Source organism: Anaerostipes sp. CAG:276, assembly GCF_000432215.1.
Classification (GTDB): domain Bacteria; phylum Bacillota; class Clostridia; order Lachnospirales; family Lachnospiraceae; genus Anaerostipes; species Anaerostipes caccae.
The window spans coordinates 196,532-221,120 of record NZ_FR889182.1 but is presented as its reverse complement, the minus strand read 5'-3'; the positions used below and the strand labels follow the sequence as shown (position 1 = coordinate 221,120).

The window sequence follows — 24,589 nt, the reverse complement described above, 5'->3', positions numbered from 1 at the left end:
AAGGCAGGTTGTTCCGACAACAAAACTTGAGAGTACTTTACCCTCTGCGGCATCCGTTGTTTTTAATCCCTTTTTTGCGAGAATGCGGCCCAGAAGACTCTCGTAGATCGGCTCGCTTTTCAGAAGATGGGCAATCACATAGGCAGTCAGTGACACAACGGCCAGGGAAAGAAAGTGTTCAAATGTCCCTGTCATTTCCGCAATCAGAATGACGCCGGTGATCGGGGCCCTGACGATGGCAGTGAAAAATCCGGCCATAGCAAGGATAATAAAGTTGATGATGTAATCCTGACTGATGCCTGTAAGTCCTGTGACGGAGGTTCCATAGATGGAACCAATGTAGGCACCAAGGATCAGGAGAGGGAAGAAGATGCCTCCCGGTGCTCCGGAGCCAAAGCTGACTGCCGAAAACAGAAACTTTCCAAGGAGAAGAAGCACCATAGACCCGATCAGGAGATGGCCGCTCTCCAGGCGTGTAATCATGGCATGGCCTCCTGCGAGTACGGAAGGAAGGCAGTAGCACAGCACACCCGATACTAGGAACGGGATTACGGTCCTGTACTCCGGTTTCAGGAAGGAAAGTTTTTTGTAAATATCCTGACCCTTCAGCATGACACAGTTGTATAAGGCCCCGGCAGCGCCGAGGATGATCCCGAGCAGGATCAAAAGGCCGTAGTATTTAAGCGGAAGGGCAGATTTCAGCTGAAACTCAAACACCGGAGACAATCCGAATACATTTTTAGAGATAAAATCCGAGGTCAGGGCACCGGCGGTGACACAGACCAGCATGGAACTGTTAAAGTTCTTCTGAATTTCTTCCAGAGCAAACATAATGCCTGCCAGAGGCGCGTTAAAAGCAGCGGCCAGACCCGCGCCGGAACCGCAGACTTCCATGATCCTTTCTTTTGTCTTGCTCTTTCCTGTGATCTTTGCAAGTCCTTTGGCGGCCATAGCGCCCAGCTGGACAGAGGGGCCCTCGCGTCCAAGGGACAGACCGCCGAGGATCGAGAGAGTGCCGCCTGTGATCTTTGTGATCAGTACGCTGACCCAGTTTTGACTTATGTATCCTTTCATCTCCCCCTGTACCTGGGGGATACCGCTTCCGGAGCACATTTCATCCCATTTGACCAGTCTTCCTACGATCAGACCCAGGATAATCAGAACGGCAAACCAGCCTGCAATATAGAAGGCGTTTCCCTTTGTAAAGTCTATGATGCGGAATAAAAGAGACTCCGCGTGATTTAATAAAATACGGTAGATGACGGCAATACAGCCGGCAAATATCCCCACCAGGAGTCCGTCGAATACAATCGAGATGGACAGAGAGTGGGGATTTTCCATTTTTGAAGTTTTCATATGCGACAATCCTCCTTTGTCATATTTATCTTATCACAAGATGTGCCAAAGAAAAAGGAATCTGCGCATTTCTCGGGTTTGCAAAACAGGGCCTGATAGTTTATAATACACACGTATATTATAAAGAAATTTAAGGAACAGATTGGAGAACAGAGTATGCCACCGATTACAAATGACTGGGCTGAGCATCTGAAAGAAGAATACAAAAAGCCGTATTATAAAAAGCTGTATCAGACAGTGACGGCTGAGTACGCACAGAAGAACATCTTTCCGCCGGCGGATGATATTTTTAACGCGTTCCACCTGACGCCTTTGAGCAGGGTAAAGGTGGTCATCTTAGGCCAGGACCCATACCACAATGTAGGACAGGCCCACGGGCTTTCTTTTTCCGTAAAGCCGGGAGTACAGACGCCGCCGTCCCTGGTCAACATTTACCAGGAACTGCACGAGGATCTGGGCTGCTACATACCAAACAACGGATATCTGACCAAATGGGCCGAACAGGGAGTTCTGCTGTTAAATACAGTACTGACCGTCCAGGCGCACAAGGCCAATTCCCACAAGGATATCGGATGGGAAGAGTTTACGGACGCCGCGATCCGCATATTAAATGAGCAGGACCGTCCGATCGTCTATCTTCTGTGGGGACGGAATGCCCAGAATAAAAAATGGATGCTTACCAATCCGAAGCATCTGGTACTTGAAGCGCCTCACCCGAGTCCTTTTTCTGCGTCCAGAGGGTTTTTCGGATGCCGTCATTTCAGCAGAACCAATGAATTTCTGAAAGAGCACGGCATTGAACCGGTGGACTGGCAGATCGAGAATATATAGGAGTGAAGCATGAATAAAATTGTATTTTTAGACATCGACGGCACTCTGTACTGTGACGGGATTGGTATTCCGGAGTCCGCTCAGAGAGCCGTGGCTGAGCTGATGGACAAAGGCTGCAAAGTAGTGCTCTGTACCGGAAGGGCTTACGGCATGGTGCCGGAATCCTATATGGAACAGGGCTTTCACGGAATGATCGCTGCGGCAGGAGCCCATGTGATCTGTGAAGGCAGGGAATTGTGCAATCAGAAGGTTTCCGGTGAGAATCTCCAAAAGGTCATTGATTACGGACAAAACAGCAGGATCGGGATTATTTTGGAAGGCGTCAAAGGAAGTTACTATGACCCGGATAATCAGGATGATTTATATCTGAAGGTGGTAGAGAGGCTGAGAGAGACTACGACCCCTTATGTCTATCCGTTATCACAGGCAGAGGAAGTCAACAAATGGACATATCACCACATGGATTTCGCACAGAAGGACTTTGTAGAGGAGATGACCGGGGGAGTCATGACCGGGATCATACATAAAGAGGTAAACTCCGTAGAGTTTATTCCTTCAGGAATTAATAAAGCCACCGGTATTAAAATGGTGCTGGATCACTTTGGAATCGACCGGAAAGACAGCTACGCATTTGGAGACAGCGCCAATGACATTGAGATGTTAAATTATGTTCAATACGGGGTTGCCATGGGAAATGCAGTCCCTGAACTGCTTGAGCAGGCCAAATACAAAACGGAGCCTGCGGACCGGGATGGCCTGGCGCTGGGACTGAAACGCCTGGGGCTGATCGGGTAGGAGCTGCCTATGAAAAAAGTCCTGAAAGCATTTGCATCTGTCCTTCTGCTGGTACTGGTCTTTACGCTGCCCAATATGGTGTCATCGATCCAGAGCCGCATTCACCAGAAGGAACAAAAGAAGATTGTCACAGAGGTAAAAAAGACCCACAAAGACCTGTTTGAGACCAAGTACGGTTATCAGAGCCTCTCAAAAGAGGGCAAAAGGGTTTACAGCCTCATGTACTACGGGATTTTCAACAGAAAAAAAGAGATCGAGATTGAACAGGTTACCACAAAGCGGATGGAGGACATTTTAAAACAGATGGAATCCGACTGTCCTGAACTGTTCTGGTTCGACTTTACCGGAAATATCAAATGGAAGACATCGGGAACGAAGAAAAACGTCGTGTTCCTGCCCCATTATATTTTTACAAAAGAGCAGACCAAACAGTACGATAAGAAACTGAAGAAAAATCTTGCATTGTATCTTTCCTATGCAGACAAAAAAGAGACGGAATATGAGAAGGCCTATACGGTTTATGAGCATCTGACCAGGAGGATCTCCTACCGGGAGGGCAGCAAATATAATCAAAACCTGATCAGCGGCATGGTCAATGAAGAGACCGTCTGTACAGGATATGCCAAGAGTCTTCAGTATATTTATCAGAAGATGGGCATCCCGTGCCGGATGGTGTACGGAAGGGCCAATGGACAGAATCATGCGTGGAATCTGGTACAGATCGAAGGTGCTGACTGTTATGTAGACCCTACCTGGGGAAGCAATAATCAGAAGATGTCCAAAGGGTTTTTTGGGATGACAGAGGAGGAACTTCTTCGGGGGCACACGCTGGATCAGGGACTCAAGGTGCCCAAATGCAGTTCAAAGAAGAACAATTATTATGTGAGACAGAATCATTACTACAGGCAGTTTGAATTGGGGAAGATCTATAACCAGCTCTGTGAACAGAAAAATCAGGGGCAGATCAGTTTTCAGATGGGCAGCCGGACGGAATATGAGAAGGCACACCGGCAGCTGATCGCCGACAGAAAGATTTTTGATCTGCTGAAAAGAGTGCCCGGTTTCGGGGCAAAAAAGATGGAAGTGACTTACTATACGGACCGCCAGCTATACATTATGACATTTAATTTCAAATAAGAATCATGAGGAAAAACATATGAAAAAATTTGTAAAACGATTACTGGTGATGCTCACTGCAGCTGTACTGGTGACAGCAGGGACCGTGCCGGCGAAGGCGGCAGAGAGAGGACTTGCGACAAAGGAAGACACAAACGCCGATAAGCCGTCGATCAACGGAGTCTGCGGAATACTGATGGATGCCAAGACCGGAAAGATCCTATATGCAAAAAACATTGACAAGAAAAGCTATCCGGCCAGCATCACTAAGATTCTTACGACCCTGGTGGCGATAGAAAATAACGATGATCTGTACTCCACGGTCAAATTCTCCAGACATGCCGTAAACAGCATTGAGCCTGGAAGCACTCACATCGGCATCAAGGCCGGCGAGGAGATCCCGCTCATGGACGTTCTGTACGGTATCATGCTGGAATCCGCAAATGAAGCCTGCAATGGTGTAGCGGAGCATACAAGCGGCAGTATCGAAAAATTTGCAGACCTGATGAATAAGAAAGCGAAAGAGATCGGCTGCAAGGGGTCTCATTTTATGAATCCCAACGGCCTTCACAATGATAAGCACTATGTCACTGCCAGGGATATGGCGCTGATCACGAAAGCGGCTCTTCAAAATCCAATGTTCCGCAAGATCGCATGTTCTTCCCATTATTTTATGTCAGGAACCAACAAGGAGAAAAAGGGCAGAGAATTATGGAACCACCACAAGATGGTAAAACAGACGATGTTTTTATACAAAGGCGTGGAGGGCGGAAAGACCGGATATACGACCAGAGCCGGCGGTACTCTCGTAACTTTTGCAAAGCGCGGGGAAACGGAGCTGATCTCTGTGATCCTGCGGGGAAACGGATATGAATTGTACAGGGATACGATTAAACTGTTTGACTATGGCTTTAAGAATTATAAATCCGTGGCGCCTTTTGCGGGATTAAACTGCGACCTCTCTGAAAATCAGGAAAATCCGGTCACTCAGATGGCATGCAAACTCTCTCCGTACCAGCTTCCGCTGGGCGGCAGCTTAAGTGACTTTTCTGTTCTGCTGACCAAGGATCAGGACTCTGCCGAGCTGAAAGTATACACCGAGAACAATAAAATCTATGCCTCTTATGGGGATGAAGATCTGGGATCAACCAAGATCAGTTATTAAAAAATATCTAATGCCGGAAAAGTCTTTTCTAAAGATTTTTCCGGCATTATTTTAAGAATGTTCAGCTCTTTTGTAAATAATCGGATTGTCATATCCAAAAGTTTTCTTTCCGTTTACTTCCATTATTTCAGAAACTTCTAAATACTCTTCAGAAAAGCGTTCAAATAAGGTGAATTTCAGCACAGGGGAAAACATGCTTGTGCTGCCGCCTTCCCATATATTGTCCTTTTCCGTATACAGTGCCGGTGTGAATTTTTCTGATGGTTTCAGATCCTTGAAATCAACAGGGGTTAAATTTTCATAGGTAAATGTGTCTTTTTTATATCCATCGGGAGTCTCATAAGAAGTCAGTTTCACTCCGTCAGCTCTCTCGGTAAATAAAAACAGGTGGGGTGATGCGTGCGTTTTTCCGTCCGATGTATAGTAAGTTTCTTCAAGCATGAAGACTCCTTTGAAAGCTGGAGGCAGATTCCTGATTTTATCATTGCAGACCGTATTTACGTGTTCAGCAAAAGGAAATTCAATTCCATTCTTTTTCATAGTTTCATATTGTTCAGAGTTATGAAATCTGCCCGTTAAAAGGCTGATAAATTTGTTTAACTGTTCCATGTCAGAACCTCCCATCTTCCGAAAATGCTATTTTCTTCATCAGTTCCATTAAATTTTGTTTTTCATTGTCCGAGAGAGGATTTAAGATAACGCTGTCCCACTCCCAGAATAAATTATGGCTCATTTCAAAGGCTTCCCGGCCTTTCGGAGTCAGACTTATGATATTGGCCCGTTTGTCTTTGGTACTTTTCTTTTGCTTGAGCAGGCCGTTTTCTATGAGTTTTGAAAGTGTTCTGTTCAGATGGCCCGCATCCAGCTTTAAGGCAAGGGATATTTCTTTGGGCGAACATGTTTCTTTCTTGCCGACAAAAATAAGAATAAACAGCTGTCCGTAAGTTACATTGATCTCTGCGAGTTTTTCCGTACAATACTGCGTAAAATACTTACGGAGAACTGACACATAAAAAGCAAATGATTCTGTCATTCATGATTTCCTCCATTTATTTGACTAAGTCAAATATAATTCAAAAGATTGACTTTGTCAAGTAATATAAGATAGTAAAAAAACCGGTATCCCAACCGTCAGATTTTTGATCTGGTGTTTGGGAACCGGTTTATGAAGCTGTCTGGTTTTTATATCTGAGATCACTGTGGATCCTGTCTCTGCACAAGGATATTTAACGCTTCCGGAACGATAGAAATCCTTACAGGGAGCCCTTCGCTCAAAATCTCACCGTCGTAGTCAATGGCGATCTCGTTGTCTGTGGATGCCTGTTCGATAAAGATTTCTTTCGTCTGAAAATACTCGATGGACGGGTGATTTTGGTGGCTGCCCTGGAGCCATTTGACGATCAGATCCGGAGTTGTTAAAAACTCGATCTTTTTAAGGATCAGGACGTCCAGATAGCCGTCTGACACAGAAGCCAGCGGTGCGGCAGTCGGGAAACCTCCAACACTTTTTGAATTGGCCACTAAAAAGACCATGGTTTCCGTGGTCTCTGAAAATTCACTGCTGGTATACTTTAATACCATGTTTTTGGAAAACTGCTTTGGAAGTTCTTTGATGCCTTCCAGATAATACGCCATCTTCCCGAGGACTGCCTTCTTGTCTTTCGGAACTTTATAAGCAATATCGGTGAGCAGGCCGCCGGCAAGGACATTGATAAAATATTCATCATTGACCTTTCCGATATCTACTTTCTTCGTCTGGAAATTCTTTATCATGCTGCAGAATTCCCTGGCTGTTTGAGGCAGGTTCATATAAGTGGCAAAGTCATTGACAGTTCCTGCGGAGATGATAGCCAGGGGGATATTACTCTGGCTGACTACAAGTCCGTTGGACACTTCGTTTAAAGTACCGTCGCCGCCTACAGAGACAACATAGTCGTATTCTCCGGGCTTTAAGGCTGCCGCCCGGTGTTTTGCATCATCTTTTTTCTTTGTATAAAAAACATCAATGTGCGGAGTGATTTGTTTTAAAATCAAAGTCGACATGATTTCCTGCAGTGTGGCTTCAATATTTTGTTTCCCCGAAGAGGGATTGATGATAAATAAGGCTTTCATGAGATCCTCCTTGTTATATTCCATTCTCCGCGATTATGTACGGAAGATTATTTTACTTAGAGTTTACCATAGAAAAGTTACTGCCGCAATGTACAAAAAACTTGCTGTTACAATGAATTCCTTTTGTATTTATGAAAAATCTATTTTATAGTGAGAATGAACGAAGGAGAAAGGATAAGGAGAGATGAGGGACGGGAACTTCTATAAAAATCTTTGTCCGTATGTGAAGAGGGCAAAGCAGGGAGATGAGAGAGCATATGAATATCTGTATCGGCAGACATACGACCAGGCCAGACTGTTTGTATTGAATTTCTGCGGAAATGCCACTGAGGCAGAGGATATTTTTATCGAGATTTACAGGAATCTTCCTGCTCTGAAAGATAATATGGCGTTTTGTGCATGGCAGCGGCAGATTGCATACCGGTGCTGTCTTAGGAATGCCAAAAAGAACAGTCAGACCGACATACTTGGAAACGAAGTGGTGGATTTTATCCAGAGTATGTCTTCTAAGGAGCCGGAACCTCAGAAGTTTATTTTGGAGGATGAGAAGACAAGAATCCTCCATGAGTGCATAAAGAATCTTCCGGAGAAGCAGAGAGCCGCGATTATCCTGAGTGCTCTGGAACAGCTGAAGATGAAAGAGATCGCCCAGATCATGGACTGTAATGTAAACGCGGTGAAAAACCTTTTGTTCCATGGACGGAAAAATCTGAAAAAACAGATCGAAAGCCTTCCGAAAGCAGACAGAGAGGCTTTGAAAATCAGGGGATTTGGTTTCTTTGCTTTATATCCGATTCTCAGGGGGTCTTTGTATACTGCGGGAAGCAATACGGGAAAAGGAGTGGTGGCCATGAAAAAGGCGGCCCTCGGAGCAGCAATTGCGGTCGGAGCCGGTACAGCCGGTTTTGTGATGCTTCATGAAGATCCTCTTCCGGCAGTTGATTTCGGAGGCTTCGAGACTCCTCAGGTGCAGATGGAGACAAAAAATCTGGAAGGGATCAAGATTCCCCAAAAGCCCAAACCGAAGCCTGAACCAAAAAAGATTACCCCGGCTTCTATACTCCAGGCAAAGGTGGAAAAGAAGGGCGGACGTTTGGCGATCTATGTGGACGGGGATGTGGATTACGTGAAGACTTATGCCCTCGGAAAATCCGGAAAGAAAGTCGCAGGACTCACCTGTGACACGAGCCGGGAGATCTTCTATGTACCGCCTAAGACAGAGGACTTTAAATTATATTTGATGGACAAGGCAGGAGATCAAAGAATATTTGAATTTAACAGGGAGTAAAAGAGGCTTTTAAAGGCCTTTTTTTCTAACCTTTTTCAGAATAGAAGTTTCTTATAAAGTCAAAAAATCACCCAAGAAAGAGTGCACTTGAGGGCAAAAAAGGACGGATAGAACAATGAAAAAGCAATGGATGAGATGTCTGGCTGCAGTTTCTCTGATCACAGTCATGGGAACAGGAAATGGCTGGAAAACCGGGGGGGGGATGAGGCTTTTACAGAAAAACAGTTAAAAGGGCTTTCCATAGTGACAGGCAAGCAGGAGAATGATTCAGACTTTCCTTATGATAATCTGACCTATGCGGATAAGACTCAGCCGAAATACCAGATGATAAATGGAGGTGAGAAGGCCGAAGAACCGGGAGCACCAAAAAGGGCCGGCTACACCTTCGGCGGATGGTATTATATTGATGAAAACGGAAAAGAAACAGAGTGGGATTTTAATAAACCGGTGAACGGTAATATGAGACTGACAGCGAAATGGGATCCGGTGCCAAAAGAACCCTCATCAGAAGAAAAGAAGCCGGCGGAAAAGAAGAAAATAAAAACAGAGAGAAAAAAGAAAATACCGCAGAAATGGAAGTACAGAGAGGTAAAAGAAGAAAGAAAAATCCGTGTTGTAAGAACCGGTGGGGCTGAGTATGTTGTGCTCTGCCCTGAAATATCCAGGGAGGAATTCCACAGCAGGGTGTCAGCGCTGAGGAGGGAAACCGAGCACAACGAGGAACTGAATATTTCCATCGGAGCAGTCTGGGATGCGGGAAGACGGGGAGTCAAAGAGCAGGTCAGCTATGCAGAAGACTTAATGTACATCGAAAAGCAGTCATACTACAAAAAAACCTTGAACGCAGAATACAACCGCAGATCGGCAGTTGCCAAGAAACTCTTAAGAGACATTGAACAGGGAAGGTTTGTTGTACATCTTCAGCCTAAGGTTGAAATTGAGACAGGAAGGATCATAGGTGCAGAGGCTCTTGTGAGAAAAATACAAAAGGACGGCAGTCTGATTATGCCGGATGCATTTATTCCGATCTATGAATTGGAAAATGTCATCTGCCACGTTGATTTATATGTACTGGAGGAAGTCTGCAGGATTCTCAGACAGTGGGAGCAGACGGGTTCTGACTCCCTTACCATTTCCGTTAACCTCTCGCGGGTTACTTTAATGGAGAAAGATGTCGCAAACAGAATTCTGAATGTCTGCCGGAAGTATGACGTGGACCCTTCCCAAATATGTATAGAGATCACAGAGAGCTCGTCCAAGATCCGGCTGGAAGAGCTGAGCCGGAAGGCAGAAGAATTTATTGGAGCGGGATTTAAGATTTCCCTGGACGATTACGGAACCAAATATTCAAATCTGGCCATACTGTCTGCCATTGATTTTAATGAGATTAAGCTGGACAAGAGCCTGATTGACGGTTTGGAGAAGAATGAAAAGTCGCAGGTGCTCGTCCGGTATGTGATTCAGATGTGCCGGACCTTGAACCAGATGATTCCGATCGCGGAGGGAATCGAAACTGAAGGGTAGATCAATATACTGAAAAATCTGGGCTGTGACTTCGGACAGGGATATTATTTTTCAAAACCAATATCGGTCAAAGATTTCTTTAACAGATATATGGAGGCAGAAGTAAAGGCAAATTGAATCTTTCGGTGGGATGAGCAGGATATGCAAAGACACGGTGACATCGCTTACAAAGAGTGGTAAAATAAAAGCAGAACAATCGGAACATCAAACAGAGAGATGGGGTGACTGCTGTGAAGAAATTAATCCGATATACAAACCGTTTCATGAGACATGCAGACTGGAAGGATCTCGTAATGATTAAGCTCTGTGCCTGCGCTGCCGGAGTCATGTGGGGACTGGCACTTCCGAAGAAGCTGCACAAAGCGGCGGCCTTTACAGTGACGGCACTGTTTACCGCCACATATCTGCCGGAGATCATGAAATTTTTTAAAGTGAACAGATTATAAGGACGATGATTAGACAGCCGGGATATTAAATTCGGCTGTCTATTTTTCGGTCATAAGTCCCTTTAATCCCCATCTGTTCCCTGTATTTAGCCACGGTCCTCCGTGAAATAGAAAATCCCTTTTCTTTCAGAAGCAGCGATAGTTTCTGATCACTGAATGGCTTCTTCGGATCTTCCCGGGACACCATTTCTTTTAATATCCCTTTGATATCTACCGCACTGACCTGGGCACCAGCAGCAGGGGAGGAGCCGGAAAATAATGATTTCATAGAGATGATGCCGCAGGGAAACTGCAGGTATTTTCCTTTGACACCCCTGCTCACCGTGGAAACATGCATTCCAATATCCTCTGCCACTTCGTTCATTGTCATAGGTCTCAGAAAGCCGTGATTTTTTAAAAACTCCGGCTGTCTTGAGAGAATGGATTCGGTGATCCTGATCATCGTATTTCTGCGCTGTTCAATGCTTGCGATGATAAAACGGCATCGCTCATATTTCTGCTGGAAATATTCTTTCAGCTGGGGGTCTTTTGTGCCTCTGAGCATACGGACATAATAATCATTCAGAGAATAATTCCCCACCCAGTCGTCATTGAGCCGGATATCCCACTGATTCCCCTGACAGGTCACGATGATGTCCGGGGTGATGTATTCGATTTTTTCTGTGGAAAATCCCTGAAGAGGCTTGGAATTCAGGTTCCGGATCACGGCGATATGCTTTCGGACTTCTGCTGTGCTGATATGAAGGCTTCTGGAGACGGTGCTGATGTGTCCGAGGGCGATATCGTCCAGGTGATTTTGTATAATCTTTTCCATGACCGGCGTTCTTTTTCCGAGGAAATCAAGCTGCCGTAAGAGGCACTCCGGAAGGCTGCGGGAAAAAATGCCCACGGGCTCCAGGCCGGACAAAGTTTCATAGCACGTTTTTATCTCTTCCAAAGGAATTGCCAGAAGGGCCGAGACTTCTTCAAAAGAAATCCTGAAAAATCCGCCGGAGTCCAGGCAGTCAATCATAAAGTTCATTGTCCGCCATTCACTTTCTGTGTAATCATTTTGGTTCAGCTGATCCAAAAGATATGTCTTAACCATGTCGGTGGCTTCTTCCGGAATATCAAAATCCTGTGTTTCTGATACAGTGAAAGAAGAACCGGAAGGTGTATGGTCGAGAATCGGGTTTTCTATGTATTCATTCTGCAGAAATTCAGAAAGCTCTCCGTTATCCAGTGACAGAATATGCAGCGACTGGATCTGAGACTGAGACATCTGCTGTTTCTGGTGAAGCTCTAAAGCGGAGCGGTAAGACGGGGCCAAAAAATCTCCTCCTTTCCTGCGGTTTGATCCGTGAGGAACTTAAAATGTGTCACAGGCAGGGCACGCCTGATCTAAGAGCAGATTGCAGTAGCAGATCTGCTCCCTGGAATTGTCCACGGCTGTTTCCAACGCCTTTTTTGTGTCTGGGGCATTCAGACAGGAGACCAGTTCAAAGAGCAGCGGAAGATTGACTCCTGCGATCAGGTGGATATTTTTCTGTGACAGATATTTCATAAACTCATTGTTGACACTGCCGCCGAAAATATCGGTGGCAATAATCAGTTCTTCGTCCGGACCCAGTCCGTCTATGATCTCCCTGACCGGAGTTTCCACTTCTGACATATCGTCTGTATAGGCACAGAGTGTGGAAACAGAGTCCTGCCTTCCGGTCACCAGTTCCATTGCATTTCTAATTCCGTCAGCAAATGTGCTGTGGGTTGCGATCAATAATCTTTTTTTCATGTTTCTTTCACCTCGTTGAATGATAGTATATTTGCCTGGGCATAACACTGATTTACAACTGTATATAGAGCAAATTCCGTGCCAAGAACTAGTGTCAAAAGAAATTTGAATCTGAGAAATCATCTTGCGGAATGCCTTGATTGACAAATGGCAGGAAGCTGGCATAATGAAAATAAATTATGCAGTACAAATGAGATGAGGTAGAGGGATATGCTGAAGGAAAAGTTATTGTCATATATAAAAGAACAAACAAAACAGGCTGATTTTGATCATGTGGATAAGTCCTGCACGGCGGATGAGATGTCGGGGATCTTTACGGTGAAACGGAATACAGTCAGTCACTATCTAAACAAAGAAGTGGGGAAATCTTTATTTAAGGTCAATACAAGGCCTGTTTTGTTTTTTGATGCCAAAGTGTTTGAAGAGCGGTTTTTTAAACCTGAGAAACCGGTCTATGCAAGTCTCGAGGAACTTTTTATGGAACATACAGAGGCAGAGAGAAAGTCCCGGGAGGCTGACGATCCGCTGGAAAGTATGATTGGGGCCCGGGGAAGTCTTAAAAAGGCTATCGAGCAGATCAAGACTTCCGTATTTTATCCGAATACAAGCCTGCCGGTATTTCTCCACGGGGATACCGGGGCCGGAAAGAGTTACATGGCCCGGCAGATTTATGAGTTTTCTGTCTGTCATGGGGTACTTCCGGAAGGGGCGCCGTTCATCACGCTGAATTGTGCCCAGTACGCCAACAATGTGGAGTTGTTGTCCAGCAATCTGTTCGGATATGTAAAAGGAGCGTTTACAGGGGCATACGGTACATCCAAGGGACTTTTGGAGGCAGCAGACGGAGGGATGCTGTTTTTGGATGAAGTGCACCGCCTGAACAATGAAAGTCAGGAAAAACTGTTCATTTTTTTGGACCAGGGAATCTTCCGCCGGATGGGAGAAAGTGAAGGGTGGCATAAGGCAAAAGTCAGGATCGTTATGGCTACCACAGAAGATCTCGCTTCCAATTTTCTGGACACATTTCTGCGCAGGGTGCCTATTGTGGTGGAAATCCCTGATCTCATGGAGCGGGGATACCAGGAGCGGATGCAGTTTATTTACCGCTTTTTTATTCAGGAGAGCAAGGTGCTGGAGAGAACATTTTCAGTTTCGGGAAATGTGCTGGACGCGCTGGCAGGACATAACTTTAAGGGGAATGTGGGCGAACTCCAGAATACCATCAAATATCTCTGTGCCACAACTTACGCAAAAAATAAAGAAAAGGAAAAGATCGCACTCCGTCTGGGGGATCTGCCGGACGAGATCATTTCGGAGATCGCCCAGAACGACGGAATGAAGATTAAGAAGAGCCAGGAAGTGCTGATCACGCCGGAGTCCAGGCCTGAGACGGCTGCAGGTGCGGACACGGAAGAATCTATACATTACAGGGAACTGTTTGAAAAACTCAATTCCATCTATGAAGAATTCCAAAGCCAGGGATATGCTCTGGACCAATTTGAGAAACGGTGCTTCCATGCGGTCAGCGACATGCTGGACCGCCTCATCTATCAGCAGAGTAAGGAGTCGGAAACTATGCTCATGCGCTATGTGATCGGCAGTGTCCACGAGGCTTTCCGGTATGTGGAATACAGCTGCAATGTTCGATTCGGGGGCAATGTCCTCCACGCTGCGGCAGCCTATTTCTTCTATCTGAACGGTCATCCTGCGGAATATGAGTCCGGGGGAAAAGTATCGGGGCAGTTTCTTTCGTTTGCGGAGGAACATTACAGACAGGAAACGCAGCTCGTTAAGAGGATGATGGATCTGCTTTCCGCGAAGATGGATTTAAATGTAACGGAGGCGGACCTGCTCCCTCTCGTGCTCTATTTTAAGAGCCTGAATGTGAAGTCACAGGACGGCAGGACTAAAGCCATCATTTTAGCCCACGGATATGCCACGGCAAGCAGTATTGCCAATGTGGCCAACCGGCTTTTGGAAGAAACAATATTTGAGGCGGTGGATATGCCCATAGATAAAAAGATGGAAGATATTGTCCTATGGATCAAAGAATATATTGAGCTTCATGATCTGAGCAGCGGCCTTCTGTTTCTGGTGGACACAGGCTCCCTGATGGACATTTATGAGGAACTCAGCGATATGCTCAGAGTGCCCGTAGCCATCGTAAACAACATTTCCACGCAGATGGCGGTGAACGCCGGACAGATGGTGAAACAGAAGTACCGTCTGGAGGACATTCTCTTAAGGCTGAAGAAATACAATCAGACCGAATACCAGATGATCTATCCGAAGATAGACAAGCAGAAAGTGATCCTGACCTGCTGTCTTACCGGGACCGGGACCGCAGAGCAGATCCGGGGCCTGATCGACGACAGTATTCCTTCGGACATTGATATTACGGTGGTCTCCTACGACTATGACCAGCTGAACAATCAGTCAACGGCCGATGCCCTGTTGGACGGCTACGACATCCTGGGAGTCATAGGGACTGTAAATCCAAAGCTTTCCGGCATCGAGTTCATACCTCTTGAGGAGGTTGTGTCAGGGGAGGCGGAGAGGAAGATGGAAAAGATCCTGTCCCCGGTTATCTCTCATGAGCGCATACAGGAGATCAATGACCATCTCGTGAGAAACTTTTCTGTCCGGCAGCTGATCGGTTCCCTGACGATCCTGGATACGGACAAGATCATGAACCACATCGAGGACTGTCTGAAACAATATGAGGTCACGGACGGGAAAGCACTTTCAAACAGTACAAAGATCAATCTTTTCATTCATGTGGGATGTCTTGCGGAGCGCCTGATCAGGAGGAGCCCGATCGAAGACTATCCTGATATCGATGCATTTGAGGCAGAACGGACAGAAGAGATTGCAAAAATACGGAGTGCCTTTAGTGGGATAGAAAACACTTACAGTGTCAAAATCCCACTGTCTGAAATCGGATATATTTATGACATTATAAATGGAATATAAGATAATCAGCGGTTTGCGGAGCCAGAGACAAAAGCGTGACACTAAGTTGGCACGCTTTTTGTTGTATAAATGGACAGAAAGCAAAAAACATCACATTTATATGATCTGGGAAGGAGAACTACATACAATGATTATTTCAATGGGAGAAATGCTTGGCAAGGCAAAGAAAGAAGGATACGGGGTGGCGGCCCCAAATGTATTCAACAGAGAGACGATCGAGGCATCTTTTCTGGCCGCAGGAAAACTAAAAGCGCCGGTGATCCTTGATGTGGCTTCTGTCCACGGCATTTACGAGTGTGCAGACCTGGCGAGGTTTTATGCAGCCAGATATCCGGAAGTACCCGTGGCGGTGAATCTGGACCACGGCGGCGCCTTTGAGGATATCATACAGGCGATCCACGCCGGATTCAGTTCTGTCATGATCGACCGTTCCACACTTCTGTATGAGGAAAACGTAAGAGAAGTAAAGGAAATCGTAAAAGTGGCTCATGCGGTCGGCGTTTCCGTAGAAGCAGAGCTTGGTCATGTGGGTCAGGGCGACGAATATGAGGAGACAAGAGATGCGGGACTGACCAAATTGGAAGAAGCACAGTCCTATGTGGAAGAAACCGGAATTGACTGCCTGGCTGTGGCCGTGGGAACGTCGCATGGAGTGTATAAAGGAACTCCTCATCTGGAATTTGAACTTCTCTCCACTTTATCAAAAGAAATCAAGATTCCTCTTGTACTCCACGGAGGTTCCGGCACAGGAGATGACAATCTTGCCAAAGCAGTGAAGACCGGAATACAGAAAGTCAATTTAAACACAGATTTAAGCGAGGCAGGAAAGAATGCACTGAGGAAAGCCCTTGAGAGCAGCGCGCCAAGAAAAGATGTTAAGGCCGCAGGAGAGTTTGCACCGAAGAAAATGAACATGCAGCAGACCATCGCAGCGGGAACCGAGGGATTTCAGGAAGTGCTGGAACACTACATGAGGCTGTTTGATTCACAGAACCGGTGGTAAACCTATGGATCTGATCGACAGGAAACAGCCCGCTCCCATGAATCATATCTTCCGCTTTTATGAGTTTAAGGACTATCTGAGGGCGGCAGCAGAAAGCGGCTATGAGAGCATTGACCTTTGGACATGCGGAGCCCACTATTTTGTGGATGCCCATACTCATGAGGAAACAAAAAGCCTCAAAAGGATGCTTGGAGACTATGGGCTGAAAGCGGTGAGCATGACGCCGGAGCAGTCCTGTCCGAAGCCATTTCACATGGCCGCAAAAAGACCGGAGATCAGAAAAAAGGCGAAACGCTATTTTCAGCATATGATCCGGGCGGCGTCAGAACTTGACTGTGACAGAGTGCTGATCACATCCGGCTGGCAGTTCTTTTCCGAAGACAGGGAAGAAGCCTGGAAAAGGAGTGAGGAAATGGTCGGGGAACTCTGCAGATTTTCAGAGGATTACGGCGTATATCTGACTATGGAGACCTTATCGAAGAAGAGCACCAGGCTGTGCAACCGGCTTGAAGATGTAAAACGGATGATGGAAGCGGTCAACTCCGGACAGTTTGCCGTGACCGCAGACATCCATACGATCCACAATGCCGGAGAATCCCTCCAGGACTGGTTTGATGCATTTGGAAAACGGCTGAATTTGGTACACTTTATGGATTACAGAGACGGCGCCTTTTCCCATCTCAAATGGGGAGACGGAACTTGTGACCTGGAAGGGACACTGAAATTACTGGATCAAAACGATTACAGAGGGCCGCTGGTGCTGGAGTATACAGACAGCAGATATTTTGAAGACCCGGCGGCAGTCTATGAGGATACGATGAAAAGATTGAAACCATATATCAGGAGATAGAGAAAGAGGTAAGCGAAATGGCAAAAACAGAGACGACAAGATTTGCAGTGATCGAACAGGAACGGGTGGTGAAAGTACATGAGCGGAAGATTCCGGAACTGAAAGCCGATGAGGTGCTGATCAAAAACGGAGCCTGCAACATTTGTACGACAGATTACGGACAGTGGACCGGGGCCAGAAAGAATCTGAAGTTTCCTATGGCATTCGGGCATGAATTCAGCGGGACGATCGTTGATATGGGATCGGAGGTAAAAGGATTTGAAATAGGAGAGCCGGTTGGCATCGGCTATGACAACTGCGGGAAATGTGAGTTCTGCAAAAAGGGCCTCACAAGTGAGTGTGTGACTCTGGGAGAAGGAAGGAATAAACTTTCACCGGACGGTTACCACGGAGGCTTCGGCTGCTCTGAGTATGTGGTCAAGCCGTACCGCTCTCTGTTTAAGATGGACCCGTCCATCGATCCTTCCGAGGCGGCATTTGTGGAACCGGTTGGCACGGTCTGCCAGGGACTGCGCAAATTAAGAGTGTCCGCGGGAGAAAAAGTGGTCGTCATCGGAGCCGGAACCATGGGGATTCTGAATGCACTGGCGTTAAAGGCAGAAGGATGCGATGTACTCATCACGGAAATGATGGAGAAAAAACTTAAAGTAGCAAGAAATCTGGGACTTCACGCAGTGGATGTATCTAAGGAAGATCCGGTGGAAAAAGTAAAAGAATGGACGGACGGACGCGGCGCCGATGCGGTCATCCTGGCGGTAGGTGTCACGGCGGCCAATGATCAGGCCCTTGAGATGGTGAAACATCTTCACGGAAGAATTCTATTATTTGCCGCAGGATATCCGGCTCCGGAACTGCATGTGGATTCCAACCTGATTCATTACAGAAAAATGGAGCTGATCGGAACATTTTCAGCGGATCTCTGTGACTTTAAAAAAGCCGCGGAGCTGATCAGCGAAAAGAAAATTGACCTGTCTAAACTTGTGGAGGCAAAATATCCGCTGGATCAGGTGCAGGAAGCCTTCGAGGCCGCTGTTGTCCCCGGAGCTTACAGGGTCAGCGTAGTATTTTAAGAAAAGAATGAGGAGGGATTACCTATGATTAAGAAATTAAGAGTCGATTATCGTCTGGTACACGGACAGGTGGCGATCTCCTGGTCCAGGGCGCTGGGAGTGGATTGCATCCTGGTGGCAAATGATGAGGTGGCAAAAGATGAGATGCGCCAGTCTATGCTGCGTATTTCCAAACCCCAGGGAATTAAGCTGGTCATCAAATCTATGGAGGATTCCATTAAGGCCATCAAGTCAGGCGTCACTGACAAGTATAAATTGTTTATTGTGGTCAACAACGTAAAGGACGTGGAAAGGCTGACAGATGCCGTTCCGGAGATCAACGATGTAAACCTGGGAGTACTTCCGGCAGTGGAGGGAAGCAGGGCACTGAGTAAGGCAATCAACGTGACCGCAGACGACACAGAAACTCTGAAACACCTGCTTTCTAAGGGTATCCGCATGGAAATACAGCAGGTACCCACAGAAACCGCTGTAAAAGTTACGGAAAAACTGTTGGAGAGTTAGAAGGGAGAGAGGGATATGTTAACAAAAGCGCTGCTTGTGGGGCTGATTTTAGGCCTCTGCAAAATGGAATATTTTTTTGGGTACTGCATGATTTGCCGACCGATTGTCATTTCCACGCTGACTGGACTGGTTCTTGGAGATCCGGTGCAGGGTGTGATTCTTGGAAGCGTATTGGAACTAATGTTTATCGGGTCTTTTCCTATCGGAGCGGCAGTGAGTCCCGACTATGGCTCTGCGGGAGCTATCTGTACGGCATTTGCCATTATAACAACCGGAGGAAAGGCCGTGGCTACTACTCTTGCAGTGCCGATCGCCCTGCTCGGAGGCTTTATCTTTATCGGGTGTAAACTGATGAACGCGGCATTCGGACAGGTCATGATGAAGAAGATCGAGAAGGACAATACAAGGGCTGCAGGAAGAATTTATCTCTTTGGTGCATTTTTCACTAGTTTTGTTGTTTACTTTTTGTATGGCTTCCTGTCCATCTATGCGGGAAGCACTGCGGTGCAGGCAGCCGTCAATGCCATCCCTAAGGTGGTCATCAACGGGCTTGCCTCTGCGGCCAACCTGCTCCCGGCCATTGGTTTTGCCCTGCTTCTTAAAATGATCATCAGCAAGAAAATGGCACCGTACTTCTTTGTGGGATTTATGCTGGCGGCTTATCTAAAACTGCCGACCATTGCGGTGACATTGTTTGCAGTCATGATGGTACTGATCATCTTATCCAACCAGAAAAATACGCCGGAGACGGCAGAGGCCTATGGAGGTGACGAAAATGAGTTCTAAGTTAAACAAGAAAGATTTAAAACAGATTTTTATCCGGTATCTTGCGCTGAATGCCATGAACGATTATCCGGGACAGATGCACAATGGCTACACTTTCAGCCTGATGCCGGCCATTGATAAGATTTATGACAAGAAAGAAGACAGGATAGAGGCAAAGAAACGCCATATGGAATACTTCAATATTACTCCGAATATTGCGGGATTTGCCCTGGGGATTTCTGCGGCAATGGAGGAGGAAAATGAAAAAAATCCAGACTTCGACGCCACGAGTATCAATGCGGTAAAAACAGGTCTCATGGGCCCGCTGTCAGCCATCGGAGATACTTTATTTCCTTCTACGCTGAGAATCCTTGCCACATCCTTAGTCATCGGCATGGCTGCCGCGGGAAATGTGTTTGCTCCGGTCTTATTCCTGCTGATGTACAACATTCCGAATGTGCTGGCCCGCTGGTACAGCTTAAAATACGGGTACAGTATGGGAACAGAATTCCTGCTGAAATCCGAGAAGTCCGGAATCATGGACAAAGTTTCCTATGCCTGCTCTGTGGTCGGACTCATGGCCATCGGCGCTATGATCGTGGCTACGGTCAACGTGTCTACGCCAATCACTATCGGGGATGTGAAAAACGGCGGAATGGTACTCCAAACAACATTGGACAGCATCATGCCGAAAATTCTCTCCCTTGGCCTGGTTGGTACAATCTACTGGCTGCTCGGCAAAGGAGTCAAAGTCGTGCCTCTCCTGATCGGCACCATGGTTGTGGGAGTCGTCTTATTTGCACTGGGCATCATCGCATAGGAGGTCTTGACATTGAAAAAACAGAAAAAAGAACTGCTGGTCATCGGAGCAGGAAATATCGGACGGGGCGTCATCGGAGGGCTGTTTTATGAATCCGGTTATCATCTGTACTTATATGACATCATGGCAGAGCGGATGGAACAGCTGAAAAAACAGGGTACCTATCTGATCGAGAGAGTCGGCGCCGAAGAAAAACGGCGTGTGCTTGTAAAAGGATTTGACGTCCTGGACTGTTCAGACGAAAAAGATCTGGTCCTACACATGGAACAGGTGGATCTGATTGCCTGCTGTGTCTATGAGGGGGCATTTGAGAGCATCGCGCAGAATCTGGCTCAGGCCATAAAGGTCAGAAGCAGGGAAAATGCAGGGAACTTTAACATCCTGCTCTGCGTCAACGCCCTTGGGGCTCCGGATTTCTTTGAAAAACGTCTTGGGGAATTGTTGAAAGGTGATGAGGAAGCGCTGGCTTATCTGAAAGAAAAGACAGGAATCTGTCAGGTTATGGTCGGCATGGCAGCTATGCCGTCTTCCAAAGAGCTGATGGAAGAAGACCCGTTTGCCGTCACAACCAAACTGGACGGACACATCGGTATTGACGCGGAAGCGTTTAAGGGAGAATTTCCAGAGGCAGAACAGGTAGGGAAATCGGTGAAAGCCAAAGCCCAGATTTACCGGAAAGTATATACAGGGAATATGAAGCACTGTATGACGGCATTTCTCGGGAAAGCAAAGGGATGTACTTACATTGCAGATACATATGACGATCCGTGGATCGATGACTTTATTTCCGGCGCCTTTTATGAAGCGGAAGAAGCGGTTTCCAGAGAGTATGGATTTACAGAAGAAGAGCGGAAAGAATGGGTGGATTTTATTATGAATGCGCCGAAAAACCGCAATTTAAAAGACGAGATCCGCAGAGTTGCCGCAGGGCCCAAAGGGAAACTCTCAAGAGGGAACCGTTTTACAGGACCAGCGCTTCTGTGTATGAAACATCATATCCTTCCGTATTATCTGGCGAAAGGAATCGCCTATGGATTCCTCTACCGGGATGAGGAAGAACCAGAGAGCATCGAGATCACGGATTACGTAAAGGAACATGGAATCCGGGAGGCCATAATGAAATACTGTGGACTGCTGCCGGATGAATGGGAGCTTTTAGATCTGATTGGAGCACAGTATCAAGAAGCATTGAAACAGAGATAGGATCAGGAGGAAATCATGAGATATAAACATTTTAAAAATGCAGGAGCAGATATATCAGCGCTGACCGTGGGAACATGGGGAATTGCGGGAGCCAATTCAGCGGGAGTCAGCTGGGGAGACGTGGATACAAAGGAATCCATCGCAGCCGTGCGCCGGATGGTGGAAAATGGGGTCAATATGGTGGATACCGCACCGATTTACGGGGAAGGACACTCAGAGGAGGTCGTTGGACAGGCGTTAAAAGGGATCAGGGATAAGGTATATTTGACGACCAAGTTTGGGTCTTATATTAATCATTTTACCGGTACGTCTGTGAGAGACTGCAAATATAATACCGTGGAGAGGGAGATTGACGAATCCTTAAAACGCCTTCAAACGGATTATATTGACTTTTATGTTATGCACTGGCCGGATGTAAATACGCCGATCGAAGAGACGATGGCAGCGGTCAATATGCTGAAAGAAAAAGGCAAGATCCGGTTTATCGGGATGTCCAACTCTCCGAAAGAGCTGATCATGGAAGCGCAGAAATATGCAAAGATCGATGTGATTCAGCCGCCGTTTTCTATGGTAAATCAGACGGAGAGAGAGCTGATGGAATGGGCGGAGACTCAGGGCATCGGCACCATGACGTATGGTTCCCTCGGCGCAGGAATTTTAACCGGGGCTATCAGGGAGTGTCCGGAGTATGATCCGAAAGATATGCGGCTCGTATTCTACCCATTTTTTAAAGAGCCGACATTTTCAAAGATCATGGAATTGTTAAAGACTCTGGATGCCATCGCAGAGGAACACGAAAAGCCGGTGGCACAGGTTTCGATTAACTGGAGTACACAGAAAAGCTTTGTGAGTACGGCGCTCACAGGTGTGAATACCCCGGCACAAGCCGATGAAAACTGCAGTGCTTTTGACTGGGAGCTTACAGAGGAAGAGATAGCAAGGATCGACAGCGAGATTAAGAGGCTTGAGATCGGATGAGTATGAGAAGAAAGATAAAGATCCAAAACAGCAGCGGTATTCATATTCGCACGGCGGCCGAGCTTGCAAATTTATGTGAAAATATGCCGTGTGACGTAAAGATCATGTGGAAGGACCGCACCTATGACGGAAAAAGCATCATAGAACTTCTCGATGCCAGGATACGTAAAGGGGACGAGATCATCCTTGAAGTTACAGGCAAAGAAGAAGATAAGACAATAAGAAAAATTGAAGACTGTATTCTTCGCTGGAGATAAGGAAGGACAGATGCCGAACAAAACGGGCATCTGTCCTTATTTACTTCCAGCGGAAATTATTTGACATTATAATTGACACACCTATCATAATCATACATGTTTGTATAAAAAGAGAAATTTCTGTTTAAAAAGGGGTATATTTTCAGTCATAAGAAAAGAGCATCAGATCAATACTTCCTAGAGCGACAAGGGACAGGTGTTCGACAGTTCTTCTGCAAAGAGTGGGGAAGACCACACCGTGAACTTCAAACCGGAGCCCGGTTACTATGTCGGCAAAGTAGTCGTGGATGGTGTCGGGAGAGATGATCTGAAAGACGCAGGAAGCATTCAGTTTAAGGGGGTGGCGTCTGATCATACGATTTACATAGAGTTTGTAAAGCATGATGGAAGCACAGCCGGAAAGCAGTTTGATATTTCTACTTCCATCGGAGGAGGAGAGGGAACGATTTCCCCGTCTTCCAAAGTTGAGGCCGGAACAAACAAAGAAGTACAGTGGAATCTGAAAGAAGGATATGAGGTTTCTGCAGTGATCATAGACGGAGTTACCAGGGATGATTTAAAAGAAGACAAAGGGAAGATATCATTCAGTGGCGCAGACCGGAACCATTCTTATGGAAGTTATTTATAAAAAGAAAGACAACAGTACACAGGGAAACCCTGACTTTATAGAGATTAAGACATCCAGGGAAGGAAAAGGAAGCATCACAGCAGGCGGAGATGTAGAAAAAGGTGGAAGCTATCAGGTTGTATGGAAGCCTGCCAAGGGATATGAAGTCCAGAAGGTCATTGTGGACGGAGTAGAACGGAAAGATCTTAAAAATGCTGGAAAAATTGACTTTAAGAATGTGAGCGGAAATCATACGGTAGAAGTTGTGTATCAGAAAGAACAGAAAAACAGCGGCAATACCGCAGATGATCCGTCAAAGAGCAAGAAGAAAAAGAAAAAAGATGATAACAGCGGTAAGTTTCATGCAGGCAGTTCAGAAACAAGATCCAATCGGGTTCTTAGAAAAGGCGTAGCTGAAACAGGAGACGAAGACAAGGGTGAAATGGAATTGATCTTTTTGATTGTGTCCGCGGCAGCAGTGTATATGGTCTTAAAGAAAAAGCGGGAGATTCATTAGGTCCCTGTTGTTGAGAAGAGCAAAAAAGGAATGCATTTAGGTGCATTCCTTTTTTGATGCGTAGAAAAATCAGCAAACGTATTTGACAATCACCGCAGATTGTTATACAGTGAAAGTGTAAATGCACACATTAGTGAAAATATGTGCACATAACAGAAAGGAGAAACTATGGAGGAAAGATTAAAAGCTTTAAAACAGCAGATACAGCAGCGAAATGATATGGGAGTGCGGTCCACTTATCTTTATAAATATATTGCGGATTCATTAAGGACGACAGAGAATGAACCGGTACAGATCAGAAGGGCGAAAGCTTTTGCCAATATACTGGAAGAAGTAAAATTAGAAGTCCTTCCGTATGAATTGATTGCCGGGAGTATGCTCGGCATGTGCCCGGTGTATGAGGAACGGATGACAGAGGAAGAACAGGAAAAGAAGTCTGTACAGACGATTGAGAACTATCGGAAGGAAAAAGCAGAAAATAAGAATCTTGACGGATCCATCGTGTTTGAAGAGGGCCATGCAAAAAGCTTTGAGGACGATTTCACCAGCAAAAAAAGCCGCTGGTCGCTGATGTCCAGAGTCCACCATGACGCCAGCATCGAATTTAAAGATCTGCAGAAGCAGATTGCATTGATGGA

26 protein-coding genes are annotated in these 24,589 nt (G+C 46.2%); 20 read left to right on the top strand and 6 right to left on the bottom strand.

From position 1 onward, the window contains the following. On the bottom strand, window positions 1-1,356 hold a 1,356-nt coding region (locus QVP35_RS06760), incomplete at its 3' end, for a ClC family H(+)/Cl(-) exchange transporter (protein ID WP_288187776.1). A gap of 156 nt (window positions 1,357-1,512) precedes the next feature. Here QVP35_RS06760 and ung point away from each other — a divergent pair. From ung to QVP35_RS06740, 4 genes are read left to right on the top strand one after another with little or no spacing between them, the layout of a single operon-like run. Next, window positions 1,513-2,187 carry a uracil-DNA glycosylase gene (ung, locus tag QVP35_RS06755; protein WP_006568712.1) on the top strand — a complete coding sequence of 225 codons (675 nt, stop codon included), beginning with the start codon at window positions 1,513-1,515 and terminating at the stop codon, window positions 2,185-2,187. Between the two features lie 9 nt (window positions 2,188-2,196). Next, on the top strand, window positions 2,197-2,982 hold the full coding sequence (locus tag QVP35_RS06750) for a Cof-type HAD-IIB family hydrolase (RefSeq protein WP_006568711.1): 786 nt from the start codon (window positions 2,197-2,199) through the stop codon (window positions 2,980-2,982). A gap of 9 nt (window positions 2,983-2,991) precedes the next feature. Further along, entirely contained in the window at window positions 2,992-4,119 is a 1,128-nt protein-coding gene (locus tag QVP35_RS06745) for a transglutaminase domain-containing protein (RefSeq protein WP_006568710.1), read from the top strand. A 19-nt stretch (window positions 4,120-4,138) separates the two neighbouring features. Next, entirely contained in the window at window positions 4,139-5,263 is a 1,125-nt protein-coding gene (locus QVP35_RS06740) for a D-alanyl-D-alanine carboxypeptidase family protein (RefSeq protein ID WP_009289213.1), read from the top strand. Window positions 5,264-5,314: 51 nt separating this feature from the next. Here the strand turns inward: QVP35_RS06740 and QVP35_RS06735 are convergent, their stop codons facing one another. The 3 genes from QVP35_RS06735 to QVP35_RS06725 form a co-directional block, all read right to left on the bottom strand. After that, on the bottom strand, window positions 5,315-5,872 hold the full coding sequence (locus QVP35_RS06735) for a hypothetical protein (RefSeq protein ID WP_009289212.1): 558 nt from the start codon (window positions 5,870-5,872) through the stop codon (window positions 5,315-5,317). Between the two features lies 1 nt (window position 5,873). Beyond that, a complete protein-coding gene (bilQ, locus tag QVP35_RS06730) occupies window positions 5,874-6,296 on the bottom strand; it encodes a bilirubin utilization transcriptional regulator BilQ (RefSeq protein WP_006568707.1) in 423 nt (140 codons plus the stop codon). Window positions 6,297-6,457: 161 nt separating this feature from the next. Continuing rightward, window positions 6,458-7,375, bottom strand: a complete 918-nt coding sequence (locus QVP35_RS06725; protein WP_009289211.1) for a diacylglycerol/lipid kinase family protein — start codon at window positions 7,373-7,375, stop codon at window positions 6,458-6,460. 184 nt (window positions 7,376-7,559) lie between these two features. Here QVP35_RS06725 and QVP35_RS06720 point away from each other — a divergent pair, with 184 nt between their 5' ends. From QVP35_RS06720 to QVP35_RS06710, 3 genes are all read left to right on the top strand, one after another. Continuing rightward, a complete protein-coding gene (locus QVP35_RS06720; RefSeq protein WP_009289210.1) occupies window positions 7,560-8,663 on the top strand; it encodes an RNA polymerase sigma factor in 1,104 nt (367 codons plus the stop codon). A gap of 126 nt (window positions 8,664-8,789) precedes the next feature. After that, window positions 8,790-10,187 carry an EAL domain-containing protein gene (locus QVP35_RS06715; RefSeq protein WP_022260940.1) on the top strand — a complete coding sequence of 466 codons (1,398 nt, stop codon included), beginning with the start codon at window positions 8,790-8,792 and terminating at the stop codon, window positions 10,185-10,187. A gap of 230 nt (window positions 10,188-10,417) precedes the next feature. Then, complete coding sequence (locus QVP35_RS06710; RefSeq protein WP_225103648.1) at window positions 10,418-10,633, top strand: hypothetical protein; 216 nt, start codon at window positions 10,418-10,420, stop codon at window positions 10,631-10,633. Between the two features lie 25 nt (window positions 10,634-10,658). Here QVP35_RS06710 and rpoN read toward each other — a convergent pair whose 3' ends face one another. Both rpoN and QVP35_RS06700 read right to left on the bottom strand, forming a co-directional pair. After that, a complete protein-coding gene (rpoN, locus tag QVP35_RS06705) occupies window positions 10,659-11,942 on the bottom strand; it encodes an RNA polymerase factor sigma-54 (protein ID WP_009289208.1) in 1,284 nt (427 codons plus the stop codon). 39 nt (window positions 11,943-11,981) lie between these two features. Then, a complete protein-coding gene (locus tag QVP35_RS06700) occupies window positions 11,982-12,404 on the bottom strand; it encodes a PTS sugar transporter subunit IIA (RefSeq protein WP_006568699.1) in 423 nt (140 codons plus the stop codon). Between the two features lie 210 nt (window positions 12,405-12,614). Here QVP35_RS06700 and QVP35_RS06695 point away from each other — a divergent pair, with 210 nt between their 5' ends. The 13 genes from QVP35_RS06695 to QVP35_RS06635 all read left to right on the top strand — a co-directional run. After that, a complete protein-coding gene (locus QVP35_RS06695) occupies window positions 12,615-15,377 on the top strand; it encodes a sigma 54-interacting transcriptional regulator (RefSeq protein WP_009289207.1) in 2,763 nt (920 codons plus the stop codon). Between the two features lie 127 nt (window positions 15,378-15,504). Further along, the gene (locus tag QVP35_RS06690; RefSeq protein WP_009289206.1) at window positions 15,505-16,380 is read left to right on the top strand and encodes a class II fructose-bisphosphate aldolase; all 876 of its coding nucleotides are present in this window, start codon (window positions 15,505-15,507) and stop codon (window positions 16,378-16,380) included. Then, window positions 16,358-17,230 carry a sugar phosphate isomerase/epimerase family protein gene (locus QVP35_RS06685; protein ID WP_225103649.1) on the top strand — a complete coding sequence of 291 codons (873 nt, stop codon included), beginning with the start codon at window positions 16,358-16,360 and terminating at the stop codon, window positions 17,228-17,230. The genes QVP35_RS06690 and QVP35_RS06685 overlap by 23 nt, the downstream gene beginning before the upstream one ends. A 17-nt stretch (window positions 17,231-17,247) precedes the next feature. After that, a complete protein-coding gene (locus tag QVP35_RS06680) occupies window positions 17,248-18,300 on the top strand; it encodes a zinc-dependent alcohol dehydrogenase (RefSeq protein WP_006568695.1) in 1,053 nt (350 codons plus the stop codon). Between the two features lie 24 nt (window positions 18,301-18,324). Next, window positions 18,325-18,804: a PTS sugar transporter subunit IIB gene (locus QVP35_RS06675; RefSeq protein WP_006568694.1), complete on the top strand. Its 480-nt coding sequence runs from the start codon at window positions 18,325-18,327 to the stop codon at window positions 18,802-18,804. 15 nt (window positions 18,805-18,819) lie between these two features. Further along, window positions 18,820-19,590, top strand: coding sequence for a PTS mannose/fructose/sorbose/N-acetylgalactosamine transporter subunit IIC (locus QVP35_RS06670; protein WP_006568693.1), 771 nt, complete (start codon window positions 18,820-18,822; stop codon window positions 19,588-19,590). Beyond that, window positions 19,580-20,389 (top strand): PTS system mannose/fructose/sorbose family transporter subunit IID, encoded by an 810-nt coding sequence (locus QVP35_RS06665; RefSeq protein ID WP_009289205.1) that lies wholly within the window; start codon window positions 19,580-19,582, stop codon window positions 20,387-20,389. The genes QVP35_RS06670 and QVP35_RS06665 overlap by 11 nt, the downstream gene beginning before the upstream one ends. 12 nt (window positions 20,390-20,401) lie before the next feature. Next, window positions 20,402-21,592, top strand: a complete 1,191-nt coding sequence (locus tag QVP35_RS06660; protein WP_006568691.1) for a mannitol dehydrogenase — start codon at window positions 20,402-20,404, stop codon at window positions 21,590-21,592. Between the two features lie 15 nt (window positions 21,593-21,607). Continuing rightward, a complete protein-coding gene (locus QVP35_RS06655; protein WP_006568690.1) occupies window positions 21,608-22,570 on the top strand; it encodes an aldo/keto reductase in 963 nt (320 codons plus the stop codon). Then, window positions 22,567-22,827 (top strand): HPr family phosphocarrier protein, encoded by a 261-nt coding sequence (locus QVP35_RS06650; protein ID WP_006568689.1) that lies wholly within the window; start codon window positions 22,567-22,569, stop codon window positions 22,825-22,827. The genes QVP35_RS06655 and QVP35_RS06650 overlap by 4 nt, the downstream gene beginning before the upstream one ends. A 238-nt stretch (window positions 22,828-23,065) precedes the next feature. After that, the gene (locus QVP35_RS06645; RefSeq protein WP_225103650.1) at window positions 23,066-23,455 is read left to right on the top strand and encodes a hypothetical protein; all 390 of its coding nucleotides are present in this window, start codon (window positions 23,066-23,068) and stop codon (window positions 23,453-23,455) included. Then, window positions 23,439-23,951 (top strand): hypothetical protein, encoded by a 513-nt coding sequence (locus QVP35_RS06640; RefSeq protein WP_006568687.1) that lies wholly within the window; start codon window positions 23,439-23,441, stop codon window positions 23,949-23,951. Before QVP35_RS06645 ends, QVP35_RS06640 begins: the two co-directional genes overlap by 17 nt. Before the next feature lie 168 nt (window positions 23,952-24,119). After that, on the top strand, window positions 24,120-24,589 hold a 470-nt coding region (locus tag QVP35_RS06635; protein ID WP_288187774.1), incomplete at its 3' end, for a pyruvate formate lyase family protein.